We start from the raw sequence: 18,835 nt of genomic DNA, 5'->3' as shown, positions 1-18,835 counted from the left end.
GCACGTCTGACAAGGCCAAGTAGCCAAGCCAGGCTTTAACCCCGTCCATTGCCCACACCATGACAACCCCAATAGCGCCCACAGCAGACCCCTTCACCACCCTGCGCCCTCGCCTGTTCGGGCTGGCCTACCGCATGCTGGGGGTGCGGGCCGATGCCGAGGATGCGCTGCAGGACGCCTGGCTGCGCTGGAGCCGCCAGGACACCGCCGCGCTGCAGTCGGCCGAGGCGTGGCTGGTAACGGTGGTGACGCGCCTGTCGATTGACCGGCTGCGCGCATTGAAGGCCGAGCGCGAGGCCTATGTGGGCTGGTGGCTGCCCGAGCCGCTGGTTGAACAGCAGGCAGGCGCGCAGCACCACCACACACCAGAGTCGGCGGCCGAGCTGGCGGGGGAGCTGTCGGTGGCGTTCTTGTACGTGCTGGAGCGGCTGGGGCCTGAGGAGCGCGCGGCATTTTTGTTGCGCCAGGTGTTTGACTACGACTACGCCGACATTGCCACGCAGCTAGGCAAAACCGAGGCCGCCTGCCGCCAACTGGTGCACCGCGCCAGCGAGCGGGTGCAGCAGGCGCGCACGCGCTTTGAGGTGCCGCGCACGGTGCACCAACAGCTGCTGCAGCGCTTCATGCAGGCCGCCCACAGTGGCGACCGCAACGCCATCGAGGCCTTGATCAGCGAGGATGCGCAGCTCATTGGCGACGGCGGCGGCAAGGTGCCGTCCTTCCCCAAGCCACTGGTGGGGCCGTTTCGCATTGCCAACCTGTACTGGGCGCTGTTCCTCCGCCTGGGACCGCAGGTGGCGTACCGCATGGCGCTCATCAACGGCGAGCCGGGGCTGCTGCGCTACGTGGAGGGCCGCATCGAATCCGCCCAGGCGTTTGTGACGGACGGCGAGCGCATCGTGGCCATCTACGCCGTGCGCAACCCCGACAAGCTCACCGGCATTGCCACCACGCTGGACTGATGCTCCAGGGAATGGGGCGTTGGGGCCCTGCGCTGTCACAAACACCGCACGGGCTGCGTCTTATGGACATGAACAGGCCACCTGGCCGCATTCATGCCCCTTTGCACTTGCACCCCAACGCTTCCAACCTAAGGACCTGACATGACCTCCAGCACCCCCCACACCGCCCGCCTGCCCTACCACCAGCTGTCGTCCAAGGCCTTCATGGGCTTGGTGAACCTGTCAGACACCGTCAAGAAAGGCCCACTGGGCCTGCGCCTGACCGAGCTGGTGTTCCTGCGCGTGTCGCAAATCAACGGCTGCGCCTATTGCATGGACATGCACTGGCATGTGCTCGTCAAAGACGGCATGGAGCCCCGTCACCTGAACGCCGTGGCCGCCTGGCGCGAGGCCCCGTTCTTCAGCGACCGCGAGCGCGCCGCCCTGCGCTGGGCCGAGGTCATCACCGCCACGCCCCACAGCGATGCGAGCGACGAAGAGTTTGCCCAGCTGCAGGCCGTGTTCAGCGATGCGGAAATCTCCGACCTGGGCTTTGCCATTGCCATCATCAACGCCTGGAACCTGATCAACGCAGGCATGCGTGCGCCGATCCCGCAAACGCCCGTGGCGTGATTTCAAGCCAAATAGGCTGCCAGCGCTTATCCAACCAGCGCTGGCAGCTATTATTTTTGAATAATCAAGCGGGCCAACACGCCCACCGCCTGTGTAGCGTGCCTGACAGCCACGCTGGCGCGGGCGGCCTACAGTGTCTTCACCCACATCTGGAGACACTCCCATGCATTCCATCCCCTCGCTGAAAGACAGCGTCCACGCCGAAGAATGGCAACTGCGCTGCGACCTGGCCGCCTGCTACCGCCTAGTGGCCCTGTACGGCTGGAGCGATCTGGTCTTCACCCACATCAGCGCCAAGCTGCCTGAATCGGTGTCGGGGCCTGAGCACCAGTTCCTCATCAACCCCTATGGGCTGATGTTTGACGAGATCACGGCATCGAGCCTTATCAAGGTGGACATGCAGTGCAACAAGCTGCACGACTCGCCCTTCCCGGTGAACCCGGCGGGCTTTGTGATCCACAGCGCGGTGCACGAGGCCCGGCCGGAGGCAGGCTGCGTGCTGCACACCCATACGCGCGCCGGTGTGGCCGTGAGCGCACAAAAAGGCGGCGTGCTGCCCATCAGCCAGCAAAGCACCTTTGTGCTGGGCTCGCTGGCCTACCATGCGTACGAGGGCGTGGCCTTTCGTGACGAAGAAAAGCCGCGCCTGCAGGCCGACCTGGGCCAGGCTAACTTCCTCATGCTGCGCAACCACGGGCTGCTCACGGTAGGCAAAACCATTGCCGATGCGTTCTTGTCGATGTACACCTTTGAGAACACCTGCCGCATCCAGATCGACGCGCAGGCCGGTGGCGAGCTGATTGCCGTGGACCCGCGCATCGTCAGTGGCGTAGCCCAGGCCATGCGCGTGCAGACGGGCGGGCTCGGTGGTGCCTTTGCCTGGCCTGCGCTGCTGCGCAAGGTGCAGCGGGAAGCACCGGGCTTTGACGAGTAAGACCCAGCACACCACAGCGCCGCAATGCCCTGTAGGCGGCACAAAGCACTGCGCCGCCTTACGATGGCGGCCTTCCTTCACAACACATAGGAGTCATGGATGAAGTTGTATTACTCCCCCGGCGCCTGCTCGCTGTCGCCCCACATCGCACTGCACGAAGCGGGCCTGGCGTTTGATGCCGTGCTGGCCAGCACCAAGACGCACAAGCTGCAAGACGGCACCGACTTCTACACCATCAACGAACTGGGCTACGTGCCCGTGCTGGAGCTGGACAACGGCGAGCGCCTGCGCGAAGGCCCCGCCATCGTGCAGTATGTGGCCGACCAGGTGCCCAGCAAGGGCTTGGCCCCTGCCAACGGCACCATGGAGCGCTACCGCCTGCAAGAGTGGCTGACCTTCATCGGCACCGAGCTGCACAAGGGCCACAGCCCGCTGTTTGCCCCGGGCACGCCAGAAGAGTACAAGCCCATCGTGCGCGAGCGCCTGCAAAGCCGCTTTGCGTGGGTCGATAAGCAACTGGCGGGCAAGGACTACCTGCTGGGCAGCTTCAGCGTGGCCGACGGCTACCTGTACACCGTCTCGCGCTGGGGCCAGTTTGTGGGCGTGGACACCTCGGGCCTGGCAAACCTGCAAGCCTTTAAGCAACGCATGGAGGCGCGAGCCGGCGTGCAGGCGGCTTTGAAGGCGGAAGGTCTGCTCAAGTAAGCGGCAACGCCCTGCACCCAGCCCCCATCAGCGCAGACCTTCGCAAGGAGGCTGCGCTTTTTTCATGGGCCGGACCATCAGCGGCATGGCAAGGCAAGGCAAGGCAAGGCAAGGTTCCACGTGAAACGCCGCTGTGCTGCCCTCCCTCAAAGTCCCTTGAGTCACCACAAAAAGAGAATCCTTATTGACGCATTCGGGCGGCACGTTTTGGCCAGCAGCAGTACGCTTGGGGGGTGATCCATCGTATGCAATCTTCATTGCGGAAAGTGTCCATGACTTCCCTGTTCGAACCCACCCAAGCCGGTGACATCGCCCTGGCCAACCGCATTGCGATGGCCCCCCTCACCCGCAACCGCTCGCCCGAGGCCATTCCCACCGATCTGGTCGCCACCTACTATGCGCAGCGTGCCAGCGCGGGCTTGATCATCTCCGAGGCCACCGCCATCAGCCCCCAGGGCCAGGGCTATGCCGATGTGCCAGGTCTGTACGGCACAGAGCAGCTGGACGGCTGGAAAAAGGTGACCCGCGCCGTGCACCAGGCGGGCGGCAAGATTGTGGTGCAGCTGTGGCATGTGGGCCGCATCTCGCACACCTCGCTGCAGCCCGGCAACGCCCAGCCCGTGGCCCCTTCGGCCATCCGCGCCCATGCCAAGACGGTGCTCATCAAAGACGGCGTGCCTACCTTCACGGAAACGTCCGAGCCCCGCGCGCTGGACGCTGAAGAGTTGCCCGGCATCGTGCAGGACTACCGCCACGCCGCGCGCAACGCCATTGCCGCCGGGTTTGATGGCGTGGAAATCCACGCCGCCAACGGCTACCTGATCGACCAATTCCTCAAGACCGGCGCCAACCAGCGCACCGACGACTACGGCGGCAGCATCAAAAACCGCGCGCGCCTGTTGCTGGAGGTGACCCGCGCCATCGTGGACGAAATCGGCGGCGGGCGCACCGGTATCCGCCTCTCGCCCGTCACCCCCGCCAACGACATCGTGGACGCCAACCCGCAGCTGCTGTTTGACTACGTGGCGTGCGAACTGGCCAAGCTGGGCCTGGCCTTCATCCATGTGATCGAAGGCGCTACCGGCGGCCCCCGCGAGCTGGCAGACCGCCCCTTCAGCTACGACGAAATGCGCACCGCCTACCGCACCGCGGGCGGCAAGGGCGCCTGGATGGTGAACAACGCCTACGACCGGGCACTGGCCGAATCGGCACTGGCCCACGGGGCCGACATCGTGGCCTTTGGCCGCCCCTTCATCGCCAACCCCGACCTCGTGCAACGCCTCAAGCAAAACGCGCCGCTCAACGAACTCAACCGTGCCACGCTGTACGGTGGCGGGGCCGAGGGGTATACGGACTACCCGACACTCACGGCGGGCTGAACCACAGCACAGCGCCCCACATCGGCGGCAAAGCCGCCCCGGGGCTTGCTAGGAGTCTGCGCGGCAGAAGGCATCGAAGCGAAACGCGCGAAAACCGAGGATCGCGTGGTGCTACCGACAAGCCCAGGGTGGCCCCCTGGGCGCAGGAGGTAGTACCGCGCGAGACCGGTTTATCGCACGTTGCAGCCGATGCTCCTTCTGCCGCGCAGACTCCTAGCCCAGTCCTATCGGGCTGGGGGCCCGCATTGCGATGCGGGTGAACAGACGGTCATACGCCGGGTCGCGCGGGCGGCCGTGCGTGAGGGGGTTGGTGTTGGTGGCAAACGCCGCATCCACGGCCGCCCAGTCTTCCGGGCCCAGGTACGCCTGCGCTGCAGGCAGCACCTGGGTTTCTTCCAGGCGCATGTGATTCAAATAGAAGTCGATGTAGCGCCCCAGGGCCTGCACAAACGCCTCGCGCCGCCCTTCGCCCATCAACTCCCAGCCGAGCAGCAGGTGCTGCAGCTCCCGCACCGCTGCCTCGCCACTCTCGTGCTCCTTGTCCAGCCGGGCAATCACCTCGGCCACATGGGGCGCGCACAACGCGACCCGGGGGAAGAGACACTCGGATTCTTTGGGGTGGTGCTGGCGTTCAGGAAACTCGTCGATGTAAAACAACATGGCGCGCGTCACATCAAAAAACGTGGCGGGGTTGTCTCCAGGGCCCTGGTCCATCAGCAGCCTCAGCGATTGCAACACCGCTGCAAGCGATGCATGTTCTTCACGGATGATCTGCAAACTGACGGGAGGCATAGGGCAATCGCTGGGCGGGTGAACGAAGCGGCGAGCGTGCCACGGCTGCGCCAGCCCATGCCTGACGCAGGTCAACAAATGCCAGGGCGTCGGACACTGGACGGCACAAAACGAGGGCTCCAAAAAGCAAAACCCCCAACCAGTGGGGGTTTGCAAAATAGGCAGCAAGCCCAACTCGCTGGGCATCCGCCAGTCAACACATCAACACATCAGCCCAGCAAGGCGCGCGGGCCAGAGCGAGGGGCAGACAAACCTTGCGGGGCAGGCGCAGCGGCGTGCTGGTGATGGTCCATGGCTGCCGACAAACGGAACTGCTGCACCACCTGCGACAGGCGTGCGGCCTGCTCGCGCAAGGATTCGGCGGCGGCGGCAGACTCTTCCACCAGCGCTGCGTTTTGCTGGGTCATGCGGTCGATCTCGCCCACCGACTGGTTCACCTGGCCGATGCCCGCAGACTGCTCTGAAGCCGCTGCCGTGATCTCGCCAATGATGTCGCCCACGCGCTGCACGCTGCTCACGATGTCCTTCATGGCCGTGCCCGCGTCTTCCACATGGCGCACGCCGCCGTTCACGGCGGTCACGCTGCTCTGGATCAGCACCTTGATGTCGCTGGCCGCAGCGGCCGAGCGCTGGGCCAGGCTGCGCACTTCACTGGCCACCACGGCAAAGCCTCGGCCTTGCTCGCCCGCGCGGGCGGCTTCCACGGCGGCGTTCAGCGCCAGGATGTTGGTCTGGAAGGCAATCGAATCGATCAGGCCGATGATGTCGCCGATCTTGCGGCTGGAAGCCGAGATCTCGTGCATGCTGGACACCGCCTGCTCCACCACCGAGCCACCCCGCGTGGCCGTGCTCGATGCAGAGGCCGCCAGCTGGTTGGCCATTTGCGAGGAAGACGCCGTTTGCTGCACCGTGGCTGTGATTTGTGACAGCGAACTCACCGCCGCCTGGGCATTGCTGGCGGTTTGCTCGGTGCGGTGCGACAGGTCTTGGTTGCCCGTGGCAATCTCCTGGCTGGCCGTGGCGATGTTGCCGCTGGCGTCGCGCACCTGCGCCACCAGCGTGCCCAGGCCCTGTTGCATGTCGGCCAAGGCGCGCAGCAAATCGGCCACCTCATCGCGCCCTTCAGAGCGGATGGACTGCGACAAATCCCCGCCTGCAATCGCTTTGGCAACGCGCTGGGCTTCGTCCAAAGGTTTGCAGATGGAATGCATGTTCAGCAACGTGAGCGGCACCACCACCACCACGGTGATCAGCACCGCCAGCGCAAACAGCCACTTCGTCTGCTCTGAAACGGTCTGTTGCTCAGCCACTGAGTTTTTCACCTCAGCGCGCAGCACCTCATCAAGTTGCACCATCAACTTGTCGGCCTCGGCAAACTCAGCCACGGCCTTGCCGCTCATGCGGTTGGCAATAGTGGCGGTGTCGTAGCCCCCAGCCTCCAGCTGCCGCGCCACATGGGCAAAGGCCTCCTTGTAGCTGTCCAGCCGCTTGATGACCTCCCGCACCACCGGGTTGTCCACATCCTCATCGCCTTCCAAAAACTGGTTGGCAATCTTCTTGGCCTTTTCCTGGCTCTCCAGCCACTTGGCGTGCGCGGCCTTCACGGCTTCGGGCTTTTCGTAGCCAATGATCATGTCCTTTTCATGCTGGCGAATGGCCCCCATCGCTGCGTGCAACTGGGCCATGTGGGACACCTCCTGGAAGGAGTGGTGCATGAAGTCCTCGCTCATGGAATAGATGCGAAACATGCCCAACATGCCCGCACCACCCAACAAACCCAGCAAGCCCAACACCACACCAATAGCGCCCAGCATGCGAAAACGGATGGTGAACAGCCGCATGAGCGAAAAGAGATTCATGATTTGCCTTCCTCAAGAGAGATACGCCAACAGAGCCGACGCTGCCAATTTTTAGTTTACTTTTCTGAAACTATTTGTTGCAGTTTGCCAGACATCACGGGCTCCGGCCATGTGGTTTATCACATGCGCCAGCGTTTGAGTAGCAGGGCATTTGCCATCACGCTCACCGAACTGAGGGCCATGGCCGCCCCCGCCACCACAGGGCTGAGGTAGCCCAACGCCGCCAGCGGAATGCCCGCCACGTTGTACGCAAAGGCCCAAAACAGGTTTTGGCGGATCTTGCGCACCGTGCGCCGCGAGATATCGAGCGCTGCAGCCACCAGCATCGGGTCCCCCCGCATCAGCGTGATGCCCGCCGCATGCATGGCCACATCGGTGCCATTGCCCATGGCCATGCCCACGTCCGCAGCGGCCAATGCGGGGGCATCGTTAACGCCGTCTCCTACCATCGCCACAATGTGGCGCCGTGGGGCGCTGGCCCCGGCGGTTTTTACATCTATGACGTTGCCCTGCTGCAACAGCCGTATCTGCTGCGCCTTGTCGCCCGGCAGCACCTCGGCCATCACTTCACCGGCCGCAGGGTCCAGCCCCAGGCGGCGGGCCATGGCCTCGGCCGCGCCCCGGTTATCGCCCGAAATCATCACCGTGCGAATGCCCCGCGCCTTCAGCGCCGCCAGCGCCTCGCGTGCGCCAGGCTTGGGCTCGTCGCCAAACGCCAACAGCGCCAGCACCTGCAAGCCCTGCGGTGTGTCCTTGGCATCTGTAGCCACGGCCGACACGGTGTAGCCCTCGGCCTGCAAAGCTTGCGCACGTGCCGCCAGCGGGTGCGGCGCGGCCCCTGCGGGTTGTGCCTGTGCCCCGTGCGCTGTGCGCTGCTCCGCATTCAGCTCTGCGCCCTGCTTTGCTTCCAGCCCCACACCCAGCTCCTGCATCCAGCGCAAGCTGCCGATGTGCCAGGTCTGCCCAGCCACTACGCCCTCAGTGCCACGCCCAGGCACTGCACGCACGGCTTGCACAGCGTCGGCATGCACGGCATTGGCGGCCTGCACACCGCGCTGCTGGGCAGCAGCCACCACGGCGCGGGCCAGGGGGTGTTCACTGCCGCCTTGCACCCCGGCCACGGCGGCCAGCACGGTGGTTTCATCCGCGCCCGGGACCAATTCCAGCGCCACCAGGCGGGGCTGGCCCACCGTCAGCGTGCCGGTCTTGTCAAAGGCCACAGTGTCCACCTGGTGCGCCACCTCCAGCGCCTGCACGTCCTTGATCAAAATGCCGTGCTGCGCGGCCACGCCCGTGCCCGCCATGATGGCCGCCGGGGTCGCCAGCCCCAGCGCACAGGGGCAGGCAATCACCAGCACGGCCACGGCGTGGATCAGGGCCACCTCGGCCCCCGCGCCCGCAGCCAGCCAGCCCAGCAAGGTGATCAGCGCCAGCCCCAGCACCACCGGCACAAACACGGCCGACACCTTGTCCACCAGCCGCTGCAGCGGCGCCTTGGCGGCCTGGGCGTCTTCCACCAAACGGATGATTTGCGCCAGCACCGTCTCGGCCCCCACCGCCTGCACCTGCATCACCACGCGGCCCTCGCCGTTGATGGAACCGCCCGTCAGCCGCCCACCCACCTCGCGCGCCACAGGCAAGGGCTCGCCGGTCAGCATCGATTCATCCACCTGCGTCTGCCCCTCGGCCACCACGCCATCGGCGGCAATGCGCTCGCCAGGGCGCACCACCAGCCGGTCGCCCACCAGCACCTCAGCCACGGGCACATCCACCTCGCCGGTTTTAGACAGCAAATGCACCACATCCGGCCGCAGCGCATGCAACGCGCGGATGGCAGCGGTGGTCTGCCGCTTGGCCCGCGCCTCCAGCCATTTGCCCAGCAGCACCAGCGTGACCACCACGGCCGAGGCCTCGAAGTACAAATGGGGCACATGCCCGGGGTGATCGGTCGGCGCCGTCAGCCACAGCCACATCGACAAGCCCCAGCCCGCGCTGGTGCCCACCGCCACCAGCAAATCCATGTTGCCGCTCAGCGCCTTGGCCGCCGCCCAGCCTGCTTTGTAAAACCGCGCACCCAGGATGAACTGCACCGGCGTGGCCAGCGCAAACTGCACCCAGGCGGGCAACATCCAGTGCTGCCCAAACAGGTCGCCCAACATGGGTAGCACCAGCGGTGCCGACAACGCCAGCCCCACCGCCACAGGCAAAAACCCGGCCCAGGGCGAAGCGTCCTCAGGCCCATCACCCGCATCGGCAGCGCGCGGCTCGTAGCCCGCATTGCGCACGGCGCGGCGCAGCTGGGCCTCCATGGCCGCTGCCTCAACGGCGGCAAAAGAGACACGGGCCGACTCGGTGGCCAGATTCACCGTGGCATCTTGCACGCCGGGCACCTTGCGCAAGGCCCGCTCCACACGGCCCACGCAGCTCGCGCAGGTCATGCCGCCAATGCCCAGGTCCAGCGACAGGGCGGCTTCGGTCGCAGTGGAAGAAACGGGGGGTGGGGTGGAGGATGGGGTGGGATTGGAGGTCGTCATAGGCCCCACAGTAACCCTTGACGCCATGTGAAGGTCAAGGCTTGCGCCCTATCAACCCTCTTTTTCAACTCTTTTTTGCCCCAGGCAAAACAACCGCTTGACCCTGCCACCATGTGAAGGTTCATGATGGCGCACAGATCGGCTCACAACCGCCTCACACCCCATTCATCCCTACCACCCTCATCCAGGAGCACACCATGCCCACCACCCAAACCTTCCAAGTCCAAGGCATGACCTGCGGCCACTGCGAACGCGCCGTGACCCAGGCCATCCAGCAGGTCGACCCAGCTGCCACTGTGCAGATCGACCGCGCCAGCGGGCAAGTGCAGGTGCAAACCACCGCCGCACGCGAGCCCCTGGCCGCAGCCATTGCCGAAGAAGGCTACCAAGTCACTGCATGACCACCCCCACCGCCCGCAGGCTCCCTGCCGCGCCACTCGCAGCGCCCGCTGTGTGGCCCGTGCCCATCAGCGAAGCCGCGCGGCTGGCCGGCGTATCCGCCCGCATGGTGCGCCACTACGAATCGCTGGGCATGCTGCAAGGCGTGGCCCGCACCGAAAGCGGCTACCGCCAATACACCGAGGCCGATGTGCACACCCTGCACTTCATCCGCCGCGCGCGCGACCTGGGCTTCTCCATCGAAGAAATCACCACCCTGCTCGCCCTGTGGCAAGACCGCAGCCGTAGCAGCGCCCAGGTCAAGCGCATTGCACAAACCCACATAGCCCAGCTCACCGACCGCATCGCCGCCATGCAAGCCATGCAGCGCACCCTGCAAACCCTGGTGGGCTGCTGCCACGGCGACGACCGGCCCGACTGCCCCATCCTGGACGACCTGGCGGGTGCGGGGCTGGGGGCCACAAGCCCACCGGTTGGGATGCAGCAGCGCTGATTTGCGTTGAATTGCTATTAAATTCGTAGCTGCTAGCGCTTTCTGAATAAGCGCTAGAGGCCAAAAACACCTAGAAAAATCCGCTTCACCGGCAGCGCCCATCCGCTGCATGGCAGACTCGCAGGCTTTCCCACAGCCCCCTACAGACTGCCCCCATGCTCACCGGTGACCTGCGCAACAAAGTCGATCAAGTCTGGAACGCCTTCTGGTCCGGCGGCATCGCCAACCCCATTGAAGTCATCGAGCAGATCACCTACCTGCTCTTTCTGCGCGCCCTCGACAGCGACCAAACCCGCGAAGACAACAAAGCCCTGCGCCTCAAAACCCAGCCCGTGCGCCTCATCCCCGCAGGCGTGGACGCACAAGAGCGCCCGCACGACAACATGCGCTGGTCCCGCTTCAAGAACATGGCCCCGGCCGAGATGTTTGATGTGCTCAGCAACCAGGTCTTCCCCTTCCTGCGCGGCCTGCAAACCTCGGGCGGCCCGGCGGCAGAAACCGCCTTTGCCCGCCACATGCAAGGCGCCCGCTTCACCATCCCCACGCCGGGCCTGCTGGCCAAAGTGGTCGACTTGCTCGACACCATTCCGCTCGACGACCGCGACACCAAGGGCGACCTATACGAGTACATGCTCGGCAAAATCGCCTCTGCCGGGCAAAACGGCCAGTTCCGCACCCCGCGCCACATCATCGACTTGATGGTGGCCCTGACGGCCCCCACACCGCAAGACACCATCTGCGACCCAGCCTCGGGCACTTGTGGATTCTTGGTGGCCGCAGGCGAATACCTGCGCCGCACCTACCCCGACATGCTGCGCGTGCCCGCACAAAACAAGCACTTCCACAGCGGCATGTTCCACGGCTACGACTTTGACAACACCATGCTGCGCATTGGCAGCATGAACATGGTGCTGCACGGCGTGGAACACCCCGCCATCGAATACCGCGACTCGCTGGCCGAAGGCGCGGCGGCCGATGCCGAGGCCTACAGCCTCATCCTGGCCAACCCGCCCTTTGCGGGCAGCCTGGACTACGAAAACACCGCCAAGGACCTGCAGCAAACCGTCAAAACCAAAAAGACCGAGCTGCTCTTTCTGGCCCTGTTCCTGCGCCTGCTCAAAACCGGCGGGCGCGCCGCCGTAATCGTGCCCGACGGCGTGCTCTTTGGCAGCAGCAAGGCACACAAAGAACTGCGCCGCAAGCTGGTGGAAGAGCAAAAACTCGATGCCGTCATCAGCCTGCCCGGCGGCGTGTTCAAGCCCTACGCGGGCGTCAGCACCGCCATCCTGCTCTTCACCAAAACCATGAGCGGCGGCACCGATAACGTCTGGTTCTACGACATGCAGGCCGACGGCTGGAGCCTGGACGACAAACGCCAGCCCCTGTTGGATGCCAGCCTTTTGGGCCTCCAGCGCTTTACTGGCGGGCGCAGCCAGCTATCAGAATCAGAGCACGCCAAAAACAACCTGCCCGATGTGCTGGAGCGTTGGGGCCAACGCAGCGGCACCGAACGCGACCGCCCCCGCACCGCCCAGAGCTTTTGTGTGCCCAAGGCCGACATTGAGGCCAATGGGTATGACCTGAGCATTAACCGCTACAAGGAAGTGGTGCATGAACAGGTGCAGCACCGGGCACCGGGGGACATCTTGGCGGAGCTGCGGGCGCTGGAGGAGGAGATTGCGCGGGGGATGGGGGTGTTGGAGGGGATGTTGAAGTGACTCGCAACATGACCTCTCTTGGTGAAGTTGCCCAGTTCATCAACGGCGCTGCATTCAAGCCGGAAGACTGGGGCGACAGCGGCTTTCCAATCATTCGCATTCAGAACCTCACGGATGAGTCGAAGCCGTTTAACCGGACCACACGGACGGTTGCTGAAAAGCTGCAGGTACACCCAGGCGATTTGCTCGTTTCGTGGTCCGCAACCTTGGGCGTTTTCACTTGGAACAGACCGGAAATCGGCTTGCTGAATCAGCACATTTTTCGCGTAATTCCTGACGAATCGAAAGTTGACAAAGCGTATTTGCGACTGGCGTTAAGCGGTGCCTTGTCTGCAATGCAAAAGCATCTGCATGGCGCCACCATGCAACACGTCAACCGTGGCGAATTCTTAGGTACGCCGCTGTATCTTCCTACGCTGGAAGAACAACGCCGCATCGCCGCCATCCTCGACCAAGCCGAAACCCTCCGAACCCAACGCCGCACCGCCCTGACCCTGCTCGACAGCCTCACCCAGTCCCTCTTTCTCGATATGTTTGGGGATCCGGTAGCGAATCCAAAGGGGTGGAAAAAAACACCGTTTGGAAATGTGTGCCCGACACGGTTAGGAAAGATGCTTGATGCAAAACAGCAGACCGGTCAAAACACTCGACGCTATTTGCGGAATGCGAACGTCCAGTGGTTCCACATTGACGTTACCGACCTACTTGAAATGGACTTCGATGCAGATGCACGAGAAACATTTCGACTCCAGGCTGGAGATTTGCTAATTTGCGAAGGCGGGGAGCCAGGCCGAGCGGCAATATGGAACGGTGAGCTTGAAGACGTTTACTACCAAAAAGCACTACACAGGGGTCGTCCAAATCCAGCACTGGCTAAGGCTGAGTTTTTGGTTTGGCTACTGTGGTTCTTAGCAAAAAGAGGTGGACTTGGAGATCACGTCACTGCAGCAACGATCGCCCATCTGACAGGAGAAAAGTTGAAGGCTATGGAGATACCACTCCCCCCTCTCCCCCTCCAACAAACCTTCGCCACCCGCATCGCCTCCATCGAAGCCCTCAAAGCCACCCACCGCCGCGCCCTGGCCGCGCTGGATGCGCTGTTTGCCTCGCTGCAGCAGCGGGCGTTTGCGGGGCAGCTTTAAACCTGCACACGGTTATCACCATGCCAACGTCACGTCTCCAGCTCGAACAATGGCTGCTTGAACCCGAAGGCCATCGCCTGGAATTCAAGGAGGCCAAGCAGAACTACCACTTTGACACGCTGGTCAAGTACTGCGTGGCCCTGGCCAACGAGGGCGGCGGCACCATGGTGTTGGGCGTGACGGACAAACGGCCCCGGCGTGTTGTGGGCACGCTGGCTTTCGACGAGCCGGGCCGCACCGAAGCGGGCCTGCACCAGCGGCTGGGGCACCGTATTCCGGTGGAAGAGCTGCGCTTGCCCGAGGGGCGCGTTCTGGTGGTGCACGTGCCATCGCGCCTGCCGGGTACAGCGTGGAATGTGGACGGCAGCTACTTCAAGCGTGCAGGCGACGACTTGGCCCCGCTGGCTGACCACGAACTGCGCGCCATGTTTGCCGAAGGTGGCCCCGATTTCTCGGCCCAGCCTTGCCCCGGTGCCACTCTGGCCGACCTGGAGCCGGAGTCCATCGCCCTGTTCCGCGAACGCTGGGCACGCAAGAGCGGTGACCCACGCAGGCGCGAGTTGAGCGACCTGCAAACGCTGCGCGATGCCGAACTGCTGGTGGAGGGCGACCAGGTGAGCTATGCGGCGCTCATCCTGTTTGGCACGCGCGCGGGCCTGACGCAGTGGCTGGCGCAGGCCGAGTTGGTGTTTGAGTACCGCTCGTCCGAAGCAGCAGGCCCGGCGGCCGACCGCGAGGAATACCGCGCGGGCTTCTTCGCCTGGCAAGACGCGCTGTGGAAAAAGATCAACCTGCGCAACGACCGGCAAAGCTACCAGGACGATTTCTTTCGCATGGATCTGCCCACGTTTGACGAGGTGCCCGTGCGCGAGGCCCTACTGAACGCGGTGGCACACCGCGACTACAGGCTGGGCGGCTCGATCTTTGTGCGGCAGTTTGCCAAGCGGCTGGAGGTGGTGAGCCCCGGCGGCCTGCCGCCCGGCATCACGCCCGAGAACATCATTGACCAGCAATACCCGCGCAACCGCCGCCTGGCCGAAGCGCTGGGGCGCTGCGGGCTGATCGAGCGGTCTGGCCAGGGGCTGAACCTGATGATGGAAAGCGCCGTGCGCCAGGGCAAGCCCCTGCCCAGCTTTGCAGGCACCGCCGCGCACGAGGTGCGCCTGACGCTGGAGGGCGGCGTGCGCAACCCAGCGTTTGTGCGGTTCATGGAGAGGCTGGGGGACGAGACGTTGCGCAGCTTTTCGACGCTGGACTATCTGGCGCTGGAATGCCTGGAGCAGGGCAAAACGCTCAGCCCTGCATTGAAAGAGCGGTTGCCCGGCCTGATGGCAGTGGGTGCCGTTGAGTCGATGGGCAGGGGCCGAGGGACCCGCTACATGCTCTCAGAAGCCTTGTATGCATCCTTGGGCGCCAAAGGAACCTACACCCGTCAACGCGGTCTGGACCGCGACACAAACAAGGCGCTGCTGCTTAAACATGTGATGAAACAAGGTGAGCAAGGCGCCCCCGTGTCAGAACTGCAGCAGGTGCTCCCCACACACTCAGCCAGCGCATTGCGGAGCCTTCTGCTGGAGTTGCGGGCGGAAAACAAATTGGCGCTAAAAGGCGAGCGGCGTTGGGCACGCTGGTATGCAATAACGCATAAAAGTCTTTAGCAGTGCTTTAGAGAACAAAAATATTGTTCAAAAACAATGACTTATATAAGCTGCTTAAAGCAATATGCTCTATATAGAGCGTTAGATAGCGGGTCAAACCCACTGCCCCAATGGGCTGGGTATCGGTGACCGGATGACAAAGAGGGAGTCCCCGTGAGCAGTGCCCTATCGAACTTCGCCTTCCTGCAGCCCGACTGGCCCGACCTGCTGGCCGAAGCCCGCCGCGCCGAGGCCGCGGCCCATCGGGACCCGCGCGCCGCCTGCTTTTACGCCCGCCGCACGCTGGAGCTGGCCGTGGCCTGGCTGTACCAGGCGGAAGGCGGCAGGGGTGGCAGCCTGCGCATGCCGTACAAGGCCGATCTGTCGGCGTTTTTGTTCGAGCCCAGCTTTCAGCAACTGGTGGGCAATGCGGTGCACGCCAAGATGGACGTGATTCGCCGCTTGGGAAACCAGGCGGTGCACCACGCCCGCCCGGTGCCGCAGCAAGATGCACTCAACGCGCTGCGCGAGCTGTTCCATGTGGCCTTTTGGCTGGCGCAGCACTATGCGCGCCGCGTGGGCGACCGGCCTGCTGCGGGGCTGCAGTTTCGCGCCGATCTGCTGCCACGCCCAGCCGCTATCGACTCTGCCCAAGAACAAGCGGCCAGCCGTGCCGCCCAGGCCGCCGCGCAAGAGGCGCTAGCCAAACAAGCCCAGGCCCTGGCCGAGCGCGATGCCGCCCTGCGCGAAGCAGCAGCCCGCAATGCAGAACTGGATGCGGAACTGGCCCGCTACCGCGCCGAGATTGCCGCTGCCAAAGCCGCCAACGCGGCGCAGCCCGCCACAGCCCACGACTACAACGAGGCCGCCACGCGCGACCTGTTCATTGACCTGCTGCTCAAAGAAGCCGGCTGGGCGCTGGACCAGCCGCGTGACCGCGAGTTTGAAGTGCAGGGCATGCCCAACCAGGCTGGGGGCGAAGGCAAGGGCTTTGTGGACTATGTGCTGTGGAGCGGCGAAATCCCCCTGGCCATTGTGGAAGCCAAGCGCACCCGCCGCAGCGCCCAAGAGGGCCAGCAGCAAGCACGCCTGTATGCCGACTGCCTGCAAAAAAGCACCGGCCACCGCCCCGTGATCTATGGCACCAATGGCTATGAGCACTGGATGTGGGATGACACCACCAGCCCACCGCGCGCGGTGCAGGGCTTTCATACGCAGGACGAATTGGAGTTGATGCACCAGCGCCGCACCACGCGCAAGCCTCTGGCCAGTATCAGCATTGCGGCGCGCATTGTGGAGCGCCATTACCAGCAGCGCGCCATCCGCCGCATTGCCGAAACCTTTGAGCGCGACCAGCACCGCAAGGCGCTGGTGGTGATGGCCACGGGCGCAGGCAAAACGCGCACGGTGATTGCGCTGGTGGATTTGCTCATGCGCGCGGGCTGGGCCAAGCGCGTGCTGCTTCTGGCCGACCGGGTGGCGCTGGTAAACCAAGCCGTCAACGCCTTCAAGGCCCACCTGCCCGATGCTGCGCCGGTGAACCTCGTCACAGACCGCGCCACAGAGGGGCGGGTGTACGTGTCCACCTACCCCACGATGATGGGGCTCATCAATGAAGGTGCGGGCGGTGGCCAGCGCCGCTTTGGCGTGGGGCACTTTGACCTCATCGTGGTGGACGAAGCACACCGCTCCATCTACCAAAAGTACCGCGCCATCTTTAGCTACTTTGATGCCCTGCTGGTAGGCCTGACGGCCACGCCCAAGGACGAAATCGACCGCAACACCTACGGCCTGTTTGGTCTGGAAAGCGGTGTGCCTACCGATGCGTATGGCCTGGATGACGCGATTGCCGAGGGCTTCTTGGCCCCGCCCAAGGCGATTTCGGTGCCGCTGAAGTTCCAGCGCCAGGGCATTCGCTACGACGAGCTGAGTGACGACGAAAAAGACCAGTGGGATGCGCTGGAGTGGGATGAGGATGGCGGTGAAGCACCCGACGAGGTGAGCGCCGAGGCAGTCAACCAGTGGCTGTTCAACACCGATACGGTGGACAAGATGCTGGCCCTGCTGATGGAGCGCGGCCACAAGGTGGCGGGCGGCGACCGGCTGGGCAAGACCATCATCTTTGCCAAAAACCAGAAGCACGCCGAGTTCATCCAGGCGCGCTTTGATGCGAACTACCCCGACCGCAAGGGCGTGTTCGCACGGGTCATCACCTTCAAGACCGAGTACGTGCAGTCGCTCATTGATGACTTCTCCCAAAAGAACGATGCCCCACACATCGCCATTTCGGTGGACATGCTGGACACGGGCATTGACGTGCCCGAAGTGGTGAATCTGGTGTTCTTCAAGATCGTGCGCTCCAAGGCCAAGTTCTGGCAGATGGTGGGGCGCGGCACCCGGCTGTGCCCAGAGCTGTACGGGCCGGGGCAGGACAAGAAGGACTTCTTCATCTTCGACTTTTGCCAGAACCTGGAGTTTTTCAGCCAGGAGCTGGAGGGCAGCGAAGGCGCGCTGGCCCAGCCGCTGTCGCAGCGGCTTTTCAATGCGCGGCTGGAGCTGATCGAAGTGCTGGACAAACGTTTGGCCAGCAACGGCGTAGCCGATGAGGCACAGCAATCGCCCGTGCTGACCGAGGCCGCCATCCGGCGCGACACCGCGGGTCTGCTGCACAGCATGGTGGCAGGCATGTCGCTCGACAACTTTGTGGTGCGCCCGCAGCGCCGCTGGGTAGAGGCCTGGGCGCAGCCCGATGCGTGGAAGCGCCCCACGCCAGAACAACTGACTGAGGTGGCAGCCCACTTGTCGGGCCTGCCCACCGCAGTGCGCGACGATGACGAAGACGCCAAACGCTTTGACGCCCTGCTGCTGCACACCCAGCTGGCCCTGCTGCGCAGCGAACCGGCCCTGGCGCGGCTGCAAACCAAGGTGCAGCAGGTGGCCAATGGCTTGCTGGAGAAAGCCAACATCCCGGTGGTGCGCGAGCACCTGCTGCTGATCGAAGCTGTGGCGGGCGATGAGTGGTGGCAGGACGTGACCCTGACCATGCTGGAGCAGGCGCGCCGCAAGCTGCGTGGCCTCATCAAGCTCATCGAGAAAGGCGGGCGCACCGTGGTCTACACCGACTTTGAAGATGCCATCGGCGAGACCACCGAAGTGGATTTGCCCCTGGTGGCGAGCGCGGTGGACTTTGACCGCTTTCGCGCCAAAGCCAAGGTGTTCTTGCGCGCCCACGAAGACCGGCTGGCACTGCACAAGCTGCGCCGCAACCAGCCCCTGACTGCCGCCGACCTGCAAGAGCTGGAAGCCCTGCTGCACGAGGCGGGCGGTACCGATGGCGACATCGAACGCGCGCGTGCGCTGCACACCAGCCTGCCGGTGTTTGTGCGCTCTTTGGTGGGACTGGACCGTGAGGCTGCCATGGCTGCCTTCTCAGATCTCATTGGTATGGGCCAAGCCAGCGCCAGCCAGCTGCAGTTCATCGAAGAAATCGTGCAGCACCTGACCGAGCACGGCGCCATGCCCGCCGCACGGCTGTATGAGTCACCGTTCACAGATATCCATGCACAAGGGCCGGATGGCGTGTTTGAAACGTCCAAGGTGGAAGTACTGTTCCAGGCATTGAACCAGCTGGAGCAGTTGTCCGTTGCGGCATAGCCCGGCAACGATCAC

At 64.1% G+C, this 18,835-nt stretch carries 15 protein-coding genes; 11 read left to right on the top strand and 4 right to left on the bottom strand.

Annotated elements, in window-relative coordinates:
• Positions 1-59: 59 nt before the first annotated feature.
• The 4 genes from C8C98_RS07845 to gstA all read left to right on the top strand — a co-directional run bounded on the left by C8C98_RS07845 (position 60) and on the right by gstA (position 3,213).
• Positions 60-962: an RNA polymerase sigma-70 factor gene (locus tag C8C98_RS07845; RefSeq protein ID WP_121453801.1), complete on the top strand. Its 903-nt coding sequence runs from the start codon at positions 60-62 to the stop codon at positions 960-962.
• A gap of 141 nt (positions 963-1,103) precedes the next feature.
• Entirely contained in the window at positions 1,104-1,574 is a 471-nt protein-coding gene (locus C8C98_RS07840; protein ID WP_121453800.1) for a carboxymuconolactone decarboxylase family protein, read from the top strand.
• Positions 1,575-1,737: 163 nt separating this feature from the next.
• Positions 1,738-2,508: a class II aldolase/adducin family protein gene (locus tag C8C98_RS07835; RefSeq protein WP_121453799.1), complete on the top strand. Its 771-nt coding sequence runs from the start codon at positions 1,738-1,740 to the stop codon at positions 2,506-2,508.
• Positions 2,509-2,607: 99 nt separating this feature from the next.
• Complete coding sequence (gene gstA, locus C8C98_RS07830; RefSeq protein WP_121453798.1) at positions 2,608-3,213, top strand: glutathione transferase GstA; 606 nt, start codon at positions 2,608-2,610, stop codon at positions 3,211-3,213.
• Between the two features lie 27 nt (positions 3,214-3,240).
• Here gstA and C8C98_RS21515 read toward each other — a convergent pair whose 3' ends face one another.
• Positions 3,241-3,471 carry a hypothetical protein gene (locus tag C8C98_RS21515; protein WP_147436341.1) on the bottom strand — a complete coding sequence of 77 codons (231 nt, stop codon included), beginning with the start codon at positions 3,469-3,471 and terminating at the stop codon, positions 3,241-3,243.
• A 14-nt stretch (positions 3,472-3,485) separates the two neighbouring features.
• Here C8C98_RS21515 and C8C98_RS07825 point away from each other — a divergent pair, with 14 nt between their 5' ends.
• On the top strand, positions 3,486-4,592 hold the full coding sequence (locus tag C8C98_RS07825) for an alkene reductase (RefSeq protein ID WP_121453797.1): 1,107 nt from the start codon (positions 3,486-3,488) through the stop codon (positions 4,590-4,592).
• 213 nt (positions 4,593-4,805) lie between these two features.
• Here C8C98_RS07825 and C8C98_RS07820 read toward each other — a convergent pair whose 3' ends face one another.
• From C8C98_RS07820 to C8C98_RS07810, 3 genes are all read right to left on the bottom strand, one after another.
• Entirely contained in the window at positions 4,806-5,384 is a 579-nt protein-coding gene (locus C8C98_RS07820) for a hemerythrin domain-containing protein (protein ID WP_121453796.1), read from the bottom strand.
• Positions 5,385-5,593: 209 nt separating this feature from the next.
• Complete coding sequence (locus C8C98_RS07815; RefSeq protein ID WP_121453795.1) at positions 5,594-7,243, bottom strand: methyl-accepting chemotaxis protein; 1,650 nt, start codon at positions 7,241-7,243, stop codon at positions 5,594-5,596.
• 119 nt (positions 7,244-7,362) lie between these two features.
• Positions 7,363-9,777, bottom strand: coding sequence for a cation-translocating P-type ATPase (locus C8C98_RS07810; protein WP_121453794.1), 2,415 nt, complete (start codon positions 9,775-9,777; stop codon positions 7,363-7,365).
• A 197-nt stretch (positions 9,778-9,974) separates the two neighbouring features.
• On the opposite strand from C8C98_RS07810, the gene C8C98_RS07805 reads away from it, so the two are divergent.
• From C8C98_RS07805 to C8C98_RS07780, 6 genes are all read left to right on the top strand, one after another.
• The gene (locus tag C8C98_RS07805) at positions 9,975-10,178 is read left to right on the top strand and encodes a heavy-metal-associated domain-containing protein (RefSeq protein WP_121456125.1); all 204 of its coding nucleotides are present in this window, start codon (positions 9,975-9,977) and stop codon (positions 10,176-10,178) included.
• On the top strand, positions 10,175-10,669 hold the full coding sequence (gene cueR / locus C8C98_RS07800) for a Cu(I)-responsive transcriptional regulator (protein ID WP_121453793.1): 495 nt from the start codon (positions 10,175-10,177) through the stop codon (positions 10,667-10,669). The genes C8C98_RS07805 and cueR overlap by 4 nt, the downstream gene beginning before the upstream one ends.
• Before the next feature lie 155 nt (positions 10,670-10,824).
• Positions 10,825-12,387 (top strand): class I SAM-dependent DNA methyltransferase, encoded by a 1,563-nt coding sequence (locus C8C98_RS07795; RefSeq protein WP_121453792.1) that lies wholly within the window; start codon positions 10,825-10,827, stop codon positions 12,385-12,387.
• 8 nt (positions 12,388-12,395) lie between these two features.
• Positions 12,396-13,529 carry a restriction endonuclease subunit S gene (locus C8C98_RS07790; RefSeq protein WP_121453791.1) on the top strand — a complete coding sequence of 378 codons (1,134 nt, stop codon included), beginning with the start codon at positions 12,396-12,398 and terminating at the stop codon, positions 13,527-13,529.
• A 20-nt stretch (positions 13,530-13,549) separates the two neighbouring features.
• Positions 13,550-15,187, top strand: coding sequence for an ATP-binding protein (locus C8C98_RS07785; protein WP_121453790.1), 1,638 nt, complete (start codon positions 13,550-13,552; stop codon positions 15,185-15,187).
• A gap of 153 nt (positions 15,188-15,340) precedes the next feature.
• Positions 15,341-18,820 carry a DEAD/DEAH box helicase family protein gene (locus C8C98_RS07780; protein WP_121453789.1) on the top strand — a complete coding sequence of 1,160 codons (3,480 nt, stop codon included), beginning with the start codon at positions 15,341-15,343 and terminating at the stop codon, positions 18,818-18,820.
• Positions 18,821-18,835 lie beyond the last annotated feature (15 nt).

Origin of the sequence: Acidovorax sp. 106 (assembly GCF_003663825.1) — a bacterium.
Taxonomy (GTDB): Bacteria; Pseudomonadota; Gammaproteobacteria; order Burkholderiales; family Burkholderiaceae_C; genus Acidovorax.
The sequence above is the reverse complement of the archived record's forward strand: the minus strand, read 5'-3'. Positions and strand labels throughout refer to the sequence as shown.